At 52.2% G+C, this 17,014-nt stretch carries 12 protein-coding genes; 8 read left to right on the top strand and 4 right to left on the bottom strand.

The genetic code is table 11. The features are described 5' to 3' along the window. Nucleotides 1–385: 385 nt before the first annotated feature. From glnA to BG55_RS22700, 4 genes are all read left to right on the top strand, one after another. Complete coding sequence (gene glnA / locus BG55_RS18230; RefSeq protein WP_034940531.1) at nt 386–1,795, top strand: glutamate--ammonia ligase; 1,410 nt, start codon at nt 386–388, stop codon at nt 1,793–1,795. A gap of 259 nt (nt 1,796–2,054) precedes the next feature. Then, the gene (gene glnL, locus BG55_RS18225) at nt 2,055–3,104 is read left to right on the top strand and encodes a nitrogen regulation protein NR(II) (RefSeq protein WP_034940529.1); all 1,050 of its coding nucleotides are present in this window, start codon (nt 2,055–2,057) and stop codon (nt 3,102–3,104) included. A gap of 7 nt (nt 3,105–3,111) precedes the next feature. Beyond that, entirely contained in the window at nt 3,112–4,521 is a 1,410-nt protein-coding gene (gene glnG, locus BG55_RS18220; protein WP_034940527.1) for a nitrogen regulation protein NR(I), read from the top strand. A gap of 110 nt (nt 4,522–4,631) precedes the next feature. Continuing rightward, nucleotides 4,632–4,745, top strand: coding sequence for a YshB family small membrane protein (locus tag BG55_RS22700; protein WP_152542846.1), 114 nt, complete (start codon nt 4,632–4,634; stop codon nt 4,743–4,745). 109 nt (nt 4,746–4,854) lie between these two features. Here the strand turns inward: BG55_RS22700 and BG55_RS18215 are convergent, their stop codons facing one another. Then, nucleotides 4,855–5,280, bottom strand: a complete 426-nt coding sequence (locus tag BG55_RS18215; RefSeq protein ID WP_084276368.1) for a DoxX family protein — start codon at nt 5,278–5,280, stop codon at nt 4,855–4,857. 188 nt (nt 5,281–5,468) lie between these two features. Between BG55_RS18215 and BG55_RS18210 the strand changes: the two genes are divergently transcribed. After that, nucleotides 5,469–6,122, top strand: coding sequence for a TetR/AcrR family transcriptional regulator (locus BG55_RS18210; RefSeq protein WP_052018945.1), 654 nt, complete (start codon nt 5,469–5,471; stop codon nt 6,120–6,122). Between the two features lie 102 nt (nt 6,123–6,224). Here the strand turns inward: BG55_RS18210 and BG55_RS18205 are convergent, their stop codons facing one another. The 3 genes from BG55_RS18205 to yihI form a co-directional block, all read right to left on the bottom strand. Continuing rightward, on the bottom strand, nt 6,225–7,838 hold the full coding sequence (locus tag BG55_RS18205; RefSeq protein WP_420889624.1) for a peptide ABC transporter substrate-binding protein: 1,614 nt from the start codon (nt 7,836–7,838) through the stop codon (nt 6,225–6,227). Nucleotides 7,839–8,071: 233 nt separating this feature from the next. Then, on the bottom strand, nt 8,072–9,439 hold the full coding sequence (gene hemN, locus BG55_RS18200) for an oxygen-independent coproporphyrinogen III oxidase (RefSeq protein ID WP_034940522.1): 1,368 nt from the start codon (nt 9,437–9,439) through the stop codon (nt 8,072–8,074). Nucleotides 9,440–9,689: 250 nt separating this feature from the next. Then, nucleotides 9,690–10,214 carry a Der GTPase-activating protein YihI gene (yihI, locus tag BG55_RS18195; RefSeq protein WP_034940520.1) on the bottom strand — a complete coding sequence of 175 codons (525 nt, stop codon included), beginning with the start codon at nt 10,212–10,214 and terminating at the stop codon, nt 9,690–9,692. A gap of 697 nt (nt 10,215–10,911) precedes the next feature. Here yihI and BG55_RS18185 point away from each other — a divergent pair. The 3 genes from BG55_RS18185 (at nt 10,912) to BG55_RS18175 (ending at nt 17,006) form a co-directional block, all read left to right on the top strand. Further along, the gene (locus BG55_RS18185; RefSeq protein WP_052018943.1) at nt 10,912–12,939 is read left to right on the top strand and encodes a glycoside hydrolase family 20 zincin-like fold domain-containing protein; all 2,028 of its coding nucleotides are present in this window, start codon (nt 10,912–10,914) and stop codon (nt 12,937–12,939) included. Between the two features lie 40 nt (nt 12,940–12,979). Continuing rightward, complete coding sequence (locus BG55_RS18180; protein ID WP_052018942.1) at nt 12,980–14,551, top strand: MFS transporter; 1,572 nt, start codon at nt 12,980–12,982, stop codon at nt 14,549–14,551. Nucleotides 14,552–14,627: 76 nt separating this feature from the next. Next, nucleotides 14,628–17,006, top strand: a complete 2,379-nt coding sequence (locus BG55_RS18175) for a glycoside hydrolase family 3 N-terminal domain-containing protein (RefSeq protein WP_034940629.1) — start codon at nt 14,628–14,630, stop codon at nt 17,004–17,006. Nucleotides 17,007–17,014 lie beyond the last annotated feature (8 nt).

Genomic DNA, 17,014 nt, shown 5'->3' with positions numbered 1-17,014 from the left:
CGAAGGACTGAACAGGATCACAAATATCAATTAAAGATTGCTGTCAGGTTGCTTTTTTAGCCATTTACAGTGCAACAATTGCACCTGCCGCTAAAAATGCACCATAAAAGCGCAAGGACAGTAACCATAAGCACCATCATGGTGCGCGACTTCCATCATGGTGCAGATTCCGATTCATCAGAGGGCGCATCATAGCGCTTTTTATGCGGGTTTAGAAAGTTGGCATAAATTTCGCTTTGATGTTTGTAAGCAAAAATGCCAGTTTCACGAAGGTCCCGGCTGATCAGAACGCTTTATTTTGGAATGACTGCACCAGAAAACAAACCTGATGCGCCGTAAAGATATCTGACCACGACGACAATGACAAAATCCAGGAGAGTTAAGTATGTCCGCTGAACACGTTCTGTCGATGATGAACGAGCATGAAGTCAAATTTGTTGACCTGCGTTTTACCGATACCAAGGGTAAAGAGCAGCACGTTACCATCCCTGCTCATCAGGTTAACGCTGACTTCTTCGAAGAAGGCAAAATGTTTGACGGCTCTTCGATTGGTGGCTGGAAAGGGATTAACGAATCAGACATGGTTCTGATGCCTGACGCGACAACCGCAGTTCTGGATCCTTTCTTCGAAGATCCTACGCTGATCATTCGTTGTGACATCCTTGAGCCAGGCACTATGCAGGGCTACGATCGCGACCCTCGTTCCATCGCCAAACGCGCGGAAGACTTCCTGCGCTCATCCGGCATTGCAGATACCGTTCTTTTTGGACCAGAGCCAGAATTCTTCCTGTTTGATGATGTTCGCTTTGGCGCAACCACGTCGGGTTCCCACGTTGCTATCGATGATATCGAAGCCGCCTGGAACACCGGTAAAGAATACGAAGGCGGTAACAAAGGTCACCGTCCGGGTCTGAAAGGCGGTTACTTCCCGGTTCCACCGGTCGACTCTTCACAGGACATCCGTTCTGCTATGTGTCTGACCATGGAGCAGATGGGCCTGGTCGTTGAAGCTCACCACCATGAAGTGGCGACAGCAGGTCAGAACGAAGTGGCAACCCGCTTCAACACCATGACCAAAAAAGCAGACGAAATTCAGATCTACAAATATGTTGTGCACAACATTGCCCATGCTTACGGCAAAACCGCGACCTTTATGCCAAAACCTATTTTTGGTGATAACGGTTCAGGTATGCACTGCCATATGTCCCTGTCCAAAGGCGGCACCAACCTGTTCTCTGGCGACAAATACGGCGGCCTGTCAGAAACGGCGCTGTTCTATATCGGCGGCGTTATCAAGCATGCTAAAGCGATTAATGCTCTGTCTAACCCAACCACCAACTCTTACAAGCGTCTGGTTCCTGGCTACGAAGCGCCGGTCATGCTGGCTTACTCTGCCCGTAACCGTTCAGCGTCTATTCGTATTCCTGTGGTTGCCAGCCCGAAAGCCCGCCGTATCGAAGCTCGCTTCCCGGATCCAGCGGCTAACCCTTACCTGTGCTTCTCTGCACTGCTGATGGCTGGCCTTGACGGCATCATCAACAAAATCCATCCAGGCGATGCGATGGACAAAAACCTGTACGATCTGCCGCCGGAAGAAGAAGCTGAGATTCCAAAAGTGGCCGGTTCACTGGAAGAAGCACTGAACGCGCTGAACGAAGACCGCGAGTTCCTGACCCGTGGCGGTGTGTTCACTGACGATACCATCGATGCCTACATCGAACTGCGTAAATCCGAGCTGGACCGCGTTCGTATGACTCCGCATCCGGTTGAGTTTGAACTGTACTACAGCGTCTGATTAAAACGTCTGAACCTGGTGAATGCGATGTCGCGGTAGGGCGGCAACCGAAATAACCCAAAATAACGTAGTCTGCTGTTTTATTTGGGAGAAAGAGGGAAGCCAGCACCGCTGTGGTATGAAAATCGCCGGGAATTATTGCCGTGGAAATTTCAGCCCATCTCCGGATGGGCTTTTTTCACCGCGAATTCATCGTCAGGGACGACGATATCTGGGTTAAAAGGCTATAATGCACTAAAAAGGTGCAGGGGAAGACTGTATGGCAACTGGCACGCTGCCCGATGCTGGGCAGATTCTCAACTCTCTGATTAACAGTATTTTGCTGGTCGACAGCGAACTGGTGGTGCATTACGCCAATCCTGCTGCACAACAGCTGTTGGCTCAAAGCTCACGCAAGCTTTTCGGTACGCCTTTGCCGGAGCTGATGGGATATTTTTCGTTAAATATTGACGTCATGCGCGAGAGTCTGAGTGCTGGTCAGGGCTTTACCGATAGTGAAGTCACCCTGGTGGTGGACAGCCGCGCACATATTATGTCACTGACCGCGCAACGTCTGCCTGATGGTTTAATACTGCTGGAAATGGCGCCGATGGACAATCAGCGTCGTCTCAGTCAGGAACAGATTCAACATGCCCAGCAGGTAGCAGCCCGCGATTTGGTTCGGGGTCTGGCTCATGAAATAAAAAATCCGTTGGGAGGATTGCGGGGCGCCGCTCAGTTGCTGGCAAAAGCGCTCCCCGACCCCTCTCTGACCGAGTACACCAGGGTGATTATTGAACAGGCTGACCGCCTGCGCAATCTGGTGGACAGGCTACTTGGCCCTCAGCAGCCCGGTATGCATGTCACACAAAGTATTCATCAGGTCGCTGAGCGTGTGGTTAACCTGGTATCGATGGAACTGCCCGACAATGTGACGCTGGTACGGGATTACGATCCCAGCCTGCCAGAGTTACCGCACGATCCGGATCAGATCGAACAGGTGTTACTGAATGTTGTCCGTAATGCGCTTCAGGCGTTGGGGGAAGAAGGTGGCACAATCACGCTTCGTACCCGCACGGCATTTCAGCTGACGCTGCACGGCGTGCGTTATCGCCTGGTGGCGCGCATTGATGTTGAGGATGATGGCCCCGGCATTCCGGCTCAGCTACAGGACACCCTGTTTTATCCCATGGTGAGTGGTCGTGAAGGGGGGACCGGTTTAGGCCTGTCTATCGCCCGCAGTCTGATCGATCAGCACTCAGGAAAAATAGAGTTCAGTAGTTGGCCTGGCCACACAGAATTTTCAGTTTATTTGCCTATTCGCCAGTGAGGTTTCTATGCAACGAGGGATAGTTTGGATCGTCGATGACGATAGCTCCATCCGCTGGGTGCTTGAACGCGCGCTCACTGGAGCCGGTTTAAGCTGTGCCACTTTTGACAGCGGTAACGAGGTGCTGGACGCCCTGTCTACCAAAACCCCAGACGTTTTACTTTCAGATATTCGTATGCCTGGAATGGATGGGCTGGCGCTACTCAAACAGATTAAACAACGCCATCCCATGTTGCCGGTGATTATTATGACGGCACATTCCGATCTTGATGCGGCGGTAAGCGCCTATCAGCAGGGTGCTTTTGATTATCTGCCCAAACCTTTTGATATTGATGAGGCCGTCGCGCTGGTAGAGCGTGCCATCAGCCACTATCAGGAACAGCAACAGCCACGTAATCAGCCGGTCAGCGGCCCGACCACCGACATCATCGGTGAGGCCCCGGCGATGCAGGATGTCTTCCGCATCATTGGCCGTCTTTCCCGTTCTTCTATCAGCGTGCTGATCAATGGTGAATCAGGTACGGGTAAAGAGCTGGTCGCCCACGCCCTGCACCGTCACAGCCCGCGGGCTAAAGCGCCATTTATCGCCCTGAACATGGCCGCTATCCCCAAGGATCTGATTGAGTCAGAGCTCTTTGGTCATGAGAAAGGGGCATTTACCGGGGCAAATCAGATCCGTCAGGGACGTTTTGAACAGGCGGATGGCGGCACCCTCTTCCTGGACGAAATCGGCGATATGCCACTGGATGTGCAGACCCGTTTACTGCGCGTGCTGGCTGATGGTCAGTTCTATCGCGTTGGAGGCTATGCGCCCGTCAAAGTGGATGTGCGCATTATCGCGGCCACCCACCAGAATCTGGAACTGCGCGTGCAGGAAGGTAAGTTCCGTGAGGATCTGTTTCATCGACTGAATGTGATCCGCGTACATCTGCCGCCGCTACGTGAACGGCGGGAGGATATTCCACGGCTGGCGCGCTATTTTTTACAGATTGCGGCACGTGAACTGGGCGTTGAAGCAAAAGTCCTGCATCCGGAAACGGAAACGGCGCTTACCCGTCTGCACTGGTCTGGTAACGTGCGTCAGCTGGAAAATACCTGCCGCTGGCTGACCGTAATGGCGGCGGGTCAGGAAGTGCTGATCCAGGATCTGCCAGGCGAACTTTTTGAGACGACAACGGCAGACACGCCGGTGCAGTCTTTACCTGACAGCTGGGCAACGCTGCTGGCTCAGTGGGCTGATCGTGCATTGCGTTCGGGTCATCAAAATCTGCTTTCCGAAGCACAGCCTGAAATGGAACGAACCTTGCTGACCACAGCCTTGCGCCACACTCAGGGACACAAACAGGAAGCCGCCCGACTGCTGGGCTGGGGACGCAATACCCTGACCCGCAAACTGAAAGAGCTGGGGATGGAGTAAGCCAGCAGAAGGTGTAAAAATATGGCACATTGCTTTTTTTTTATACCTTCAGCGGCTTTACACGTCGGTGCTAATCAGTATCATTCTGAGCGGCTACCGGGAGGAATACTATGCTGGAATCTGTCATTCATTTCATCACGCAAACAGCGCAGGCGTGGGCACATTCTCCACAGACCGCCATCGCAGCAGTGATGTGCGCCCTGATGATGAATCTGTTCAGTTGAAATAAGGCCGGTGATATCCGGCCTTACGCTTATTGCACCTCTGCCGGGATGCAGAAAGATTGCCGGTGGCGATAATTCGCACTCCCTTTCCCATTATCAACAGCAACTTTTATCTGCTAAACGGGACTACCCGTAGACGCCCCCACAAGATAAAACCGCACAAGGCCAGCAGGATAAAATTAAGCGGCGTGACGGCGGCCTCACCGCGTGAGATATGAAAGGTAATGGCACAAATTTGCAGTAAGGTGCAGCCAGATGCAGCCCATACTGACAGCTGCGGTTTTATTTTCAACAAAGCAGGCAGCAGAATCCCTGCTCCGCCAAGCGCATCAATCAGCCCCATCCCCCGCAGAAAATGTACCGGCACCTGACCCGGCCATACCCACATAGCGGCCAACTGACTAACAGGCATCAGCATTTTCATGCCACCGAAAATAACAAAGGCAATAAAGATCAACAGCTGAACGCCCCACAGCAACATATTCATTAACTTATGAGGTTGTTTTTCTGTGGCATTTATCTGTTCGTGGATCATGGCACTGTTTCCTGTAAAGAGTTCGGAGGTGCAACACCCGGTCATTATCGTGACGCAGGGCTGCGGGGAACCGGTGAATGACATCAGGTGGTGCAGACCATCCTGAAAAGATACAATACGATAATCAACCATATCGTAACAAGAGATACGATAGACTATATTATCGTTAAAAGGCGAGGAATTTCGTAATGAAAGAGTGGCCAGACGATCATCCCAAGGCAAAACTGATGGCACGCAAGCGCGCTGCAATTATCAGCGCAGCAAAAGACGTTTTTCTTCGGGTTGGGTATGAAGCTTCCAGCATGGAAGAGATTGCCGCTTTAGCAAACGTCTCGATTATGACGCTGTATCGCCACGCCATCAGCAAAGAAGCATTGTTTAATGCGGTGATTTTGAGTGCCTGTGATTACTCAGAAGAGAAGAGAGGTCAGTACCAGCAGGCCATACAGGAGAAGCCCCTGCAACAGGTTATGCAGGAAACAGGCGCGCTCTTTCAGGAGAAGATTACCCATCCCGACACCGTCGCTATTCTGCGCACCGTGATGGTTGAAACGCGCCGCTTTCCTCAACTCGCCAGCGCAGCCTATGAGGGATTCGTCCACAGCTGGCAGCTTAATCTTGAGGCGTTGCTGCCGTTGCATCCTGAATTTGCCGGTAAAGAGCCTGAACAGACCAGACTTGCCGTATCGCGTTTTCTTGACGATTTGATGGGGACAGATTTTATCAACATACTGCTGGAAATCAGTGATGCAAATCGGCCCGACCGGGCAAATCGCACAAGGACTGCCGCCCGTAATTTCATGAAAATGATGGGCCTTTCATCACCCGAAGACGCATGTTAACAATCTGGCGATACGGGTGGAAAAAGCCCGGCATGAAAAGGCTCGCTGCTGTCGCCTTCCTTTGTCATGCCGGCACCCTGCCTGCAAAGATACTGCTACGACTTACTTACGCAGATAAAGATCCTTCAGATAGTAAAAGCCCAGGGTTGACGGCGCGAACCCGCCCACTTCAGGCTTAACCAGCCGGTTTTGTACCCCGTAAAAAACCGGGATGACCGGCGTATCCCCGGCGATGATATCACTGGCCTTCTGGTAGTATTGCCCTGCTTCTTTTGGTGTTGAAGCTAACCCCGCCGACTTCACCGCAGCGTCAAAAGCGGCACTGCCATACATGGATGTGTTCTGGCTGTCGCCACTGCGGAAAGTATTCAGGAAGGTCGAAGGCTCATCGTAGTCTCCTATCCAGGTGTAACGCACCAGGTCATACTGCCCCTGGTGCATGGTATCCAGCATGGTTTTCCACTCCTGGTTTTGCAGTTCAACCTGCGCGCCCAGCGTTTTTTTCCACATTGATGCCGCAGCAATAGCCAGGCGACGATTATCGTCCGAGGTATTGTAAAGCAGACGGAAGTGCAGCGGATGCGAAGAGGAGTAGCCCGCCTGCTTCAACAGGGCCTGCGCCTTTTCAACTCTTTTTTCCTGCGTCCAGCCTGCCCATTCCGGCGGCGTTAAGGTGATGCCACCCATTGAAAGTGGCAGAACCGTCCAGGCAGGCTTCTGCCCTTTGCCCATCACTTTGCTGGCGATGACTCCCTTATCAAGGGCCAGATCCAGCGCCTGTCGCACCCGCACATCGTTGAACGGCGCGCGCCGGTTATTAAATTCGTAATAAAACACGCTCAGTACCGGGGTGCTGTGGATCTCCGCCGGTTTCTCTTTTTTCATCCGTGGAAAATCAGTGGAGGTAATGGTGTCCGTGATGTTGATTTCACCCGCCAGATAGCGGTTCAGTTCCGCTGTACCATCGTTGAGTGGCAGGTAAGTCGCACGGTTAATCACCGTATGCGCATTGTCCCAATAGCGGTCATTGCGACTGACCACAATTTTTTCATTCACCACCCACTGATCTAACTTGTACGGGCCGCTGCTGACCATATTGCCGGGACGCGGCCAGCTGTCACCAAACTTCTCAACGTTGTGCTCGCTGACCGGAAACAGTGAAGGGTGCGCGACAAACTGAAGAAAATAAGAGACAGGCTGGTCAAGTGTCACTTTAACGGTGTGATCGTCCGGGGCGGTGATGCCCAGTTGATCAGGCGCGACTTTCCCCCCTGTGACCTCAACCGCGTTCTTAATGTGAGCATAGTTAGCGAAGGAGGCGTAAGGAGAGGCCGTTTTCGGGTCGGCCAGACGGCGCCAGCTGAACACCACGTCCTGTGCGGTCAGTGGACTGCCATCTGACCAGGTCAGACCGGGGCGCAGATGAAAGGTCCAGGTGATGTTATCCTGCGTTTCCCATGAAGAGGCCAGGCCGGGCCGGGGTTTTCCGTCCGCACCGATGCTGACCAGCCCTTCAAACAGGTCATTAATAACGTTAAAAGCTTCATTGCTCTCTGCCCGCTGCACATCCAGCGTGGCAGGCTCAGTACCATTTCCCCTGATGATTTCCTGCGCAGCCGCCAGCTGTGTCCCGGCTGGCACCTGTGCAGCACTGGCTCCCACGCCGAACGCCACCAGCAAAGAGGCAGCGGTCCGGTAAAATGCTCCCGCACTCATTGTTTTCATGAATTTTCCTTTCAGGTAAGTGAAGAGTTCAGGGCACACGGCGGTGCCCAACGAAAACAGATGCAAATGATGCGCCACAGATAAAAGTGGCCCGTAATGCGGGATAAGAAAAGGAGTACCGGCGAATAATGCGCGCTTAGTGCCTCACTGCTTCATTTGGGTGCATTGCCGGGTGCTGTTTTACCGCCGGAAGCCGCCCGAAATGAGACGCTTGCGGCGGCGGTTCAGATCACCCGTGAAAACTGCTGCACAGGCGCTTTTTGCCGCAGATAGATATCAAAACACATGCAGATATTCCTGACCAACAGCCGTCCTTTAGTCGTTACACGCAGACCTGTCTCACTGATTTCCACCAGCCCGTCGGTTATAAACGGGCGTAACAGGAGTAAATCCTGCGCAAAATAGTCAGTGAAATGCAGTGCACCGAGAGAAAAATCAGCGAAGTTCAGTGAGAACTTACACATCAACGCTTTGATCACTTCCCGCCGCAGACAGTCATCATCGGTCAGACGCAGCCCACGCCACAATGCGCTCTGCTGCCGTTCCAGCGCTGCGTGCCAGCTTTTTAACACCTTCTGATTCTGCGCATAGCTGTCTCCCACCATGCTAATCGCGGAAACCCCCATGCCGAGAAGGTCATTGTCGCCCTGCGTGGTATATCCCTGGAAATTACGGTGCAGCCGCCCTTCCCGCTGGGCCATCGCCAGTTCATCATCAGGACGGGCAAAGTGATCCATGCCAATAAACTGATAACCCGCCGCGGTAAGCGAGGTGACAGACTGTTGCAAAATGGTCAGCTTCTGATCGGCATCAGGCAGGTCGGCTTCTTTGATTTTTCGCTGGGCAGCGAACAGATGAGGCATATGCGCATAGTTAAAGACGCTGAGACGGTCAGGTATCAGTGCAATCACCTTTTTCAGGGTGAACGCAAAGCTCTCCGGCGTTTGCATCGGCAGACCGTAGATCAGGTCCAGATTGACAGAAACAAAACCCAGTTGCCTGGCCCGCGCAATCAGCCCGACAATCGCCGCTTCGTCCTGAATGCGATTGACCTTCTCCTGAACATCCTTATTAAAGTCCTGTACCCCCATGCTGAGGCGATTGAAGCCGACCGACCACAGGTGGTCCAGCATATCCGGTTCTAATTCTCTCGGATCAATTTCAATCGATACTTCAGCATCATTGCTGAAGTTAAAATGCTGGCGCAGCAAGGTTGTCAGCCGGGTAATCTGCGATTTATTCAGCCAGGTCGGCGTGCCACCGCCCCAGTGCATCTGCGTGACGGTGCGATTGCCAAACAGTCTGGCGCGGGAGACGATCTCCACCGCCAGCGCCTCAAGGTAGTCATCCGCTTTATGTTGTTGTCGCGTCACCAGCTTGTTACAGCCGCAGAAATAGCACAGCCGGTGGCAGAACGGGATATGGATATAGAGAGACAGCGGGCGATTGGGATAGCGCTGGCTGGCCTGAAAAAATGCCTGCTCATCGTAATCTTCGTGAAATTCCAGCGCGGTAGGATAGGAGGTATAACGGGGACCAGAGATATTGTATTTCTCAATCAGCGCCTGATCCCATTCAATCGTCTGCACCACGAGGTTCACTCCTTCTGAGAGTTCTGGATGCCGACCGTCGGCGGAAAGCAGACGGTCTGGCTGACGGATGACCGGCCATTCTGCGCAGGCGTTTTTTCAGCCCTGACAGACGTTTTATCTTAACCAACATCCAGAGCAGCCCGCAGAGCAAAATCAGCAGGTAAATTGATCCAGGCCAATTCATCAGCAGAGAACCCTCAACAGACGAGGTGCCATAATGGCACCCCGATCATTTTTGTTGCCGTCAGACTCAGTTAGCGCCCTTCAGCAGGCGGTACATATCCTCTTCCGCCTCTTCATCCTCAACGTCATCATCCAGTGCGATACCCAGCTGTTCCATCAGCACGTCAATACGATCAAGGGTTTGATCCAACCAGGCCTGATCTTCCGATTTCAGCGTTTCACCGCTTTCCAGCCGATCCAGTAACGCATCCAGTCGTGGATCATTTTCCAGCTTCGCCAGTTCTTCTTCCGGCGTCAGACGCGGCGCTTTTTCCGTGGCAGGCATGGCTTTGGCAGGTTTAGCCACTTTGGTTACCGGGGCGACGTCTGCTCCGAGAGCAACAGGCTTTTTACTGCCATGCCGGGGATCTTTCGCTCTGGCGGTCTGGCCAGACTTGTTTTCAGCCGTGACCGGATTCGCACGGCTGCCGGAAGCGTTACCGCGCTGTTTTTTTTCACGCTTACGATCGCGCGCCTCGCTGTTAATTTGATCGCGCGTTTTACGTTTTGCTGCCGGCTTTTTGCCGTGGGGCGCACGTGCAGGTTGCTTCATTATTTCTGCTCTCAGACTCTTTATCTTCACTATAAAATGCGGCGCAATATGGAATGAATTTTCCAGATAGTTAAACGCCAGGAAGCGGAACGCTGTCCGAATGGCGCGCTCTCAGCAGGCACCAAACCAACCCTGGTCGTCAACCGGGCTGCGCGGTGCCGATCATAGCACTGATTCGTCATGGCAGAAGGGGGCAGACGCAGAAAATCATGCAGAAAATACCGAATTCTTAATCAGACATCAGGCCAGTCAAAACCAAAGCCGACAGCTGCAAGATATTATCAGGTTGCATTTTCAGACAGAAAATTTATTTACGCTCAGATTTATCTGGTCAGTTGCACCTTACTGAACGGCATATTGACTGAAATGTTAAAACGCGCTTCGTCGACCCAATTTAAGTCAGTCGTTTTCCTGGACTTCACTGGCAGAACTCATTGAATGCATTGTTACTGCCCTCAAAATGCGTAACCGTTATTAAATTTTCTTTTTTACTTAATAAGAAGCCATGCTGGCTGATTATAATTTTTTACTTTCCTGATATTTAAAATATCAAAGACGACTTCGATCACATTTAATACCGCCCTCTGATCAACACTTTGATCACTCTCACATAAGTTAATAAACACAAAGCCGAAATAAAAAAACTTAACATCGGATTATTTATATCGCGTGATATACCTGACGCAAAGGAGAAATGATGATGACTGAATTCAACGCCCCTGATATTGCGACTCAAAGCCACCGTGCCTGGTTACCGGAAACCGAAGATATCCCTCATTTGCTCAGCGCATTTTTGGGTGAAATAAGCGTTGTCTCCCTGCCAGCAGGTCATGATCCGCTGCTGCAAACGCTGAGGAAAGAAATCAGTCACGCTTTTATCGTTACCTCTGCCGATGATCAGCATGGCTCCGATGCCAGATTACGTTTCTTATTGCAGCAGGAAACGGATGCGGATTGCGAAGGATTCACCCTGGCAGCCACCCGAGAAACCATTGCGGTGCAGGCAGCCACCGCGCGCGGGCTGCTTTATGGCTGGTTCCATCTGCTTAAGCGGCTGATGACTGACACCCTGAAGGCGGGTGATCGGATCAAGGAAACACCGGCTATGCCGATTCGCATGATTAACCACTGGGATAACATGGATGGTTCGATTGAGCGTGGTTATGCCGGTCACTCACTTTTTTTTCATAATAATCAGTTCATTGAAAATAATGACGCCAGGCTGAATGCCTGGGCCAGACTGTTAGCCAGTGTCGGCATCAATGCTATCGCGATTAACAATGTCAACGTTCACCATTATGAAACGCAGTTGCTCACCCCAACTTTCCGCCAGCCATTAAAGCGCCTGGCGATGCTGTTCAGCCAGTGGGGGATCAGCCTGCATATCAGCATTAATTATGCCAGCCCGATTGAACTGGGCGGGCTCAGCAGCGCCGATCCGCTTGATCCCCAGGTTCGCCACTGGTGGCGTGACTGTTTTGCCAGCCTGTGGCAGGACATTCCTCAACTGGGTGGCGTGGTAGTCAAAGCCGATTCTGAACACCGGCCAGGCCCTTTTACCTATGGCCGCACTCATGCCGATGGTGCCAATATGCTGGCAGAGGCTCTGGCACCCTTTGATGGAGTGGTGTTCTGGCGCTGCTTTGTCTACAACTGCCTGCAAGACTGGCGCGACAGGAAGAAGGATCGCGCCAGGGCCGCTTACGATAACTTTGTCACGCTGGATGGGCAGTTTCATCCCAATGTCATTTTACAGATTAAAAACGGTCCGATGGATTTTCAGGTCCGTGAGCCTGTTTCTCCTCTGCTGGGAGCAATGCCCGCCACCAGCCAGGTGCTGGAACTGCAAATCACCCAGGAGTATACCGGTCAACAAATCGACCTGTTCTGGCTGGTGCCGCAATGGCAAACCATTCTGGCGTTTAACACCCACCTGACCTCCGGCGATGCCACCGTTGCCGGGCTGATGAGCGGGAAAGGGCGCAAGGTTACGCATTCTGGTATTACCGCCGTGGTCAACGTTGGGGATGATGCTAACTGGACCGGCCATCCGCTGGCACAGGCCAATCTGTATGGCTATGGTAACCTGCTGTGGTGTCCGACGCGGCCTGCCTCAGAACTGGCGCGTGAATGGTGCATTCTGACGCTGGGCAAAACCCCCCAGGTGGTTGATACCGTCTCTGAGATGCTGTTGACCAGCGGTGACACCTATGAAAAATACACCGCCCCGCTCGGGGTCGGCTGGATGGTTAACCCTCATCATCACTACGGCCCCAATGTGGATGGCTACGAGTATGATCTGTGGGGAACTTATCACTATGCCGATCGCCACGGTCTGGGGGTGGATCGCACACTGGCAACAGGCACCGGGTTTACCGGTCAGTATGCTGAAGCTAACTGCCGTCTTTATGACTCAGTCGACAGCTGTCCTGATGAACTGGTTTTGTTTTTTCATCATTTGCCTTATCAACATCGACTGAAAAGCGGAAAGTCGATTATTCAGCATATTTACGACACCCATTTTGCAGGCGTTGAGGAAGTGGAAAGTTTCTGTCATCGCTGGCATGAACTGGCCGATTTCATTGACCCCGTTCTCTTTTCCTGCGTCAGTGAAAGACTCAGCAGACAATATAAAAATGCCTGTGAATGGCGCGACCGGGTAAATACCTATTTTTACCGCAAGTCTGGAATTAACGATATCCAGGGAAGGGTCATATACAAATAAAAAACCCTGTATGTGAAATCCACTATATGGAGTAAAGGAAATGAAAGATGAAGCCTCTCTGTCCGTAAAAAAATATATAGGTTATGGCGTGACGGATATGTTCAGCGGCGGTGTATTTGCGCTGATCAGTGCCTGGTTACTCTACTTTTATGTGACATTTTGCGGCCTTACCCCAATTGAAGCCGGATCGATATTATTTATTGCCAGGATACTCGACACCATTATTAGTCCGGTAATGGGTTATATAACAGATAACTTTGGCCATACAAAACTGGGTAAGAAATTTGGTCGTCGACGTTTTTTCCTGCTGCTTGGCTGTCCACTGATGGCGATATTCAGCCTGATGTGGATCGACAATATGGGGTATTTTTACTATCTGACAATTTATCTGCTGGTTGAAATTCTGGCCGCGATGATAATCATTCCTTACGAAGCGCTGGCTTCTGAGATGACCAGCAATTACGGGCAGCGGACCAGGCTTTCCGCGGCAAGAATTATTTTTGGCGGGCTGGGTACTTTTCTCGCCACCTTTATTCCGGGACGCCTCTTTGCATTATATGGCAGCGGCTCGGCAAAGGTTTTCTTTGCCACCGGCGTGGTGTTTACCCTGATCTCAATGACAGTAATTTTTATCACCTGGCTGTCAACCTGGGAACGCCCTGCGGAACCACAACAAACACGCAAGGTGAAGAAAAAAGACGGTTCGCTGTTGTCACAATTAAAGCATGTGTTTACCGATTTATTCTCCACGCTGCGGGTCAGATCGTTCCGCCAGCATCTGATGATGTATATTTTTTCATTTACCGCCATGGATATGCTTAGTGCGGTTTTCACCTTTTATGTGGTGTTCGCGCTGAATCAGAATGCCACGCTGGCGGCGAATCTGATGTCGGTTGGCATTTTCTGTTTTGGCTGGGTCACCGCGCTGTTCGCCTGGGGATTTATCCGTTTTACGCCGAGCAGGATGCTGCAACTCTGCTATTCAATGGTCATCCTCTGCATGCTGGGTTACACCGCATTTTACTTTTATCCCAGCCACTGGATGATCCCGGCGCTGTACGTCATCTCATTTATTTATCAGGTATTTAAAGGCGGCTATGTCTACCTGTCATGGAATATTTATCCTTTTATTCCGGATGTGGATGAAGTCATGAGCACCAGACGGCGTGAAGGCGTATTTGCCGGCATGATGACCTTTGTACGAAAAAGCACCCTGGCTATCTCAACCCTGTTAATTGGCTTTCTGCTGCAAATGAATGGCTTTGTATCCAACAGTCAGAGTCAGTCGCAACAGGCAATCGATACGATCGTGGGTATTGTTTCCATCGGTTCCATTTCCATGCTGGCTGTCTGTTTATTTATCTCCTTCCGTTTCCGACTGAATAACCACAACCACCAGCTGCTGTTGCTGGAGATTGCCCGCCTGAAAGCGACTGATGGTGACAAAACCGGGGCCTCTGCGGAAACCCGCGATGTGCTGGAGCAACTGACCGGCTATCCCTATGAAGCACTGTGGAACCCCAAAATCATCAGCGGAAAAGTAGCGAAACGTAGCAACAATCACCTCAGCACGTCGTTAAACGTTGAGGAAAACCCGCTGGAAAAACATTAAGGAAAAGCCTGTTTTCTTGCCAGCGGCAACGGCTGCGGCTGGCATTTTCTGCTGTTTTAATGATGAGGTTGTAGAGATGGAATGTCGTTATCAGGATCCCACGCTCCCCGCCGGAGAACGCGCTGCCGATTTGCTGGCGCGCATGACGCTGGACGAAAAAATTGCTCAAATGCATGCCTGGTGGCTGACCATCGGCGAAGACGGCACGGTTAGCGAGCGAAGCGACGTCAGCGATGCTTTCAGCCATCGCAAAGACGCCTCCTCTTTTGAAGAACGCCTGTTACTGGGTGTGGGTCAGATTACACGCCCCTTTGGTACACAGCCGGTTGATCCGCAGCAAGGCTATCACGCGCTTAACCAGCTCCAGGCGCGTATTATCGCCAGCAACCGCTTTGGTATTCCGGCGATGTTCCATGAAGAGTGTCTCAACGGTCTGATGTGTGCCGGCGCAACGCTGTTTCCTTCAGCGTTGAATATGGCCTCCAGCTGGCATCCTGAGCTGGTGAAAAGGGCTGCACACTGGATTGGCGAGGAAGCACGCAGTATCGGTTGTCATCAGGGACTGGCACCGGTACTGGATGTTTCGCGTGATGTCCGCTGGGGACGCACTGAAGAAACATACGGGGAAGATCCCTGGTTAGTCGGGGTTATGGCCACCCGGTTTGTGCAAGGGTTACAGGGCGAAAAACGTGATTTGCTGGCAACGTTAAAACATTATGTCGCCCACTCTTTCAGTGAAGGAGCCCGCAACCATGCCCCGGTCCATCTGGGATTTAAAGAGCTCAACGATATCTTCCTGTTACCGTTTGAGATGGCGATTAAGCAGGCAAATGCCGGATCGGTAATGCCTGCTTACCATGATATTGATAATCAGCCCTGTCACAGCGATCGTTTCTTACTGACTGAGTTGTTACGGGAGCGCTGGGGATTTGACGGTTTGATCGTGGCCGATTACGGCGGCGTCAGCCTGCTGCATCAGCATCATGGGGTGACCGAAGGTCATGCCGAATCAGCTGCGGCGGCATTCAATGCCGGGCTGGATATTGAGTTGCCCAAAGATGACTGCTGCCGTTTTATTGGCGAGGCGCTGGAACGGGGTCTGATTACCAGGGGAAAAATCGATGAGATCGTGGCACGTATCCTTAAAGAGAAGTTTCGCCTTGGCCTATTTGAACAGCCCTTTATACGCCGTGACCAACCGGCTTTCCAGTCAGACGAGGCCAGAGCAGCGGCTTACGATGTGGCGGTTGAGTCAATTATCTTACTGGAGAATCGTAACCTGTTGCCGTTATCAGCGCCTGACCTCAAGCGGGTGGCGGTAATCGGCCCAACCGCTGACGATCCGCTGGCGTTGCTCTCTGGTTACAGCTTTCCGGTCCACCTGATACTTAATGAAACCACCACAACCGCCAGCCAGGTCACCACTCCACTTTCCGCACTGCGTCAGCAGCTGCCGGACTGCCAGATTCAACATGCACCCGGCTGCTATATTTTGCAACAACGTCAGGCTGGCACCCCCGTTTTCCCAGGCGATGTGGGTAAAGCGATGAGTACCTCTCCGGTGTCATCCGACACCCGTCTGATAGCTCAGGCTGTCGATATCGCCCGCGAAAGTCAGCTGGCAATCTGTTTTGTCGGCGACCTGGCCGGCCTGTTTCAGAGCGGGACGGTGGGAGAGGGGTCAGACACCGGCTCCCTGTCGTTACCGGGTGTACAACAGCAACTGCTGGAAGCCGTGGTGGCGACCGGGGTGCCGGTGATGGTGGTGATGACCAGTGGGCGTCCCTATTCGTTGCAGGGACTTGAAGAAAAAGTGGCAGGACTGATGATGGCATGGCAGCCAGGTCAGGAAGGGGGACGGGCAATTGCCGACCTGCTGCTGGGTAAACGGGCACCTGCCGGGCGTCTGGTGCTCTCTGTTTCGGACCATGCCGGGGCGATGCCCTGTTTTTATAATCACAAAATGAAAAGCAGTGGTACGCCGGTAGCATTTCATTTCCCTCCCCGTTATCCCTTTGGCTACGGACTGAGCTGGAGTCGCTTCGCATGGCATTCGCCACGGCTGGAGCGCAAACATTTTGAGATGCAGGACATCATTACCGTCACTCTGACGGTAGAAAATCAGGGGCCGCAGGCAGGCGTCGAAGTGGTTCAACTTTATGTCCGCGATAAGGTTGCTTCACTGGTTCGTCCACTTAAAGAACTGAAGGCTTTTGCCAGGCTGGAGTTACAGGTTGGGCAGCAGGCCGACATCAGCCTGCAACTGCCGACAGACATGCTGAGCTTTACCACTCATCAGCATCAACGTTGTGTCGAACCCGGTGACTTTGTGATTATGTTAGGACGCTCGGCCGAAGATATTCTGTTCAGCGAAACCATTACGCTTGCGGGCGAAAACTGGCTTCCGGGAGAGAACTGGCGCATGGAGAGCCACACCATCATCAGCTACCGCTGACGGTTTGT

Source organism: Erwinia mallotivora (genome assembly GCF_000590885.1).
Lineage (GTDB): Bacteria > Pseudomonadota > Gammaproteobacteria > Enterobacterales > Enterobacteriaceae > Erwinia > Erwinia mallotivora.
This window is presented reverse-complemented; position numbering and strand designations above follow the sequence as displayed.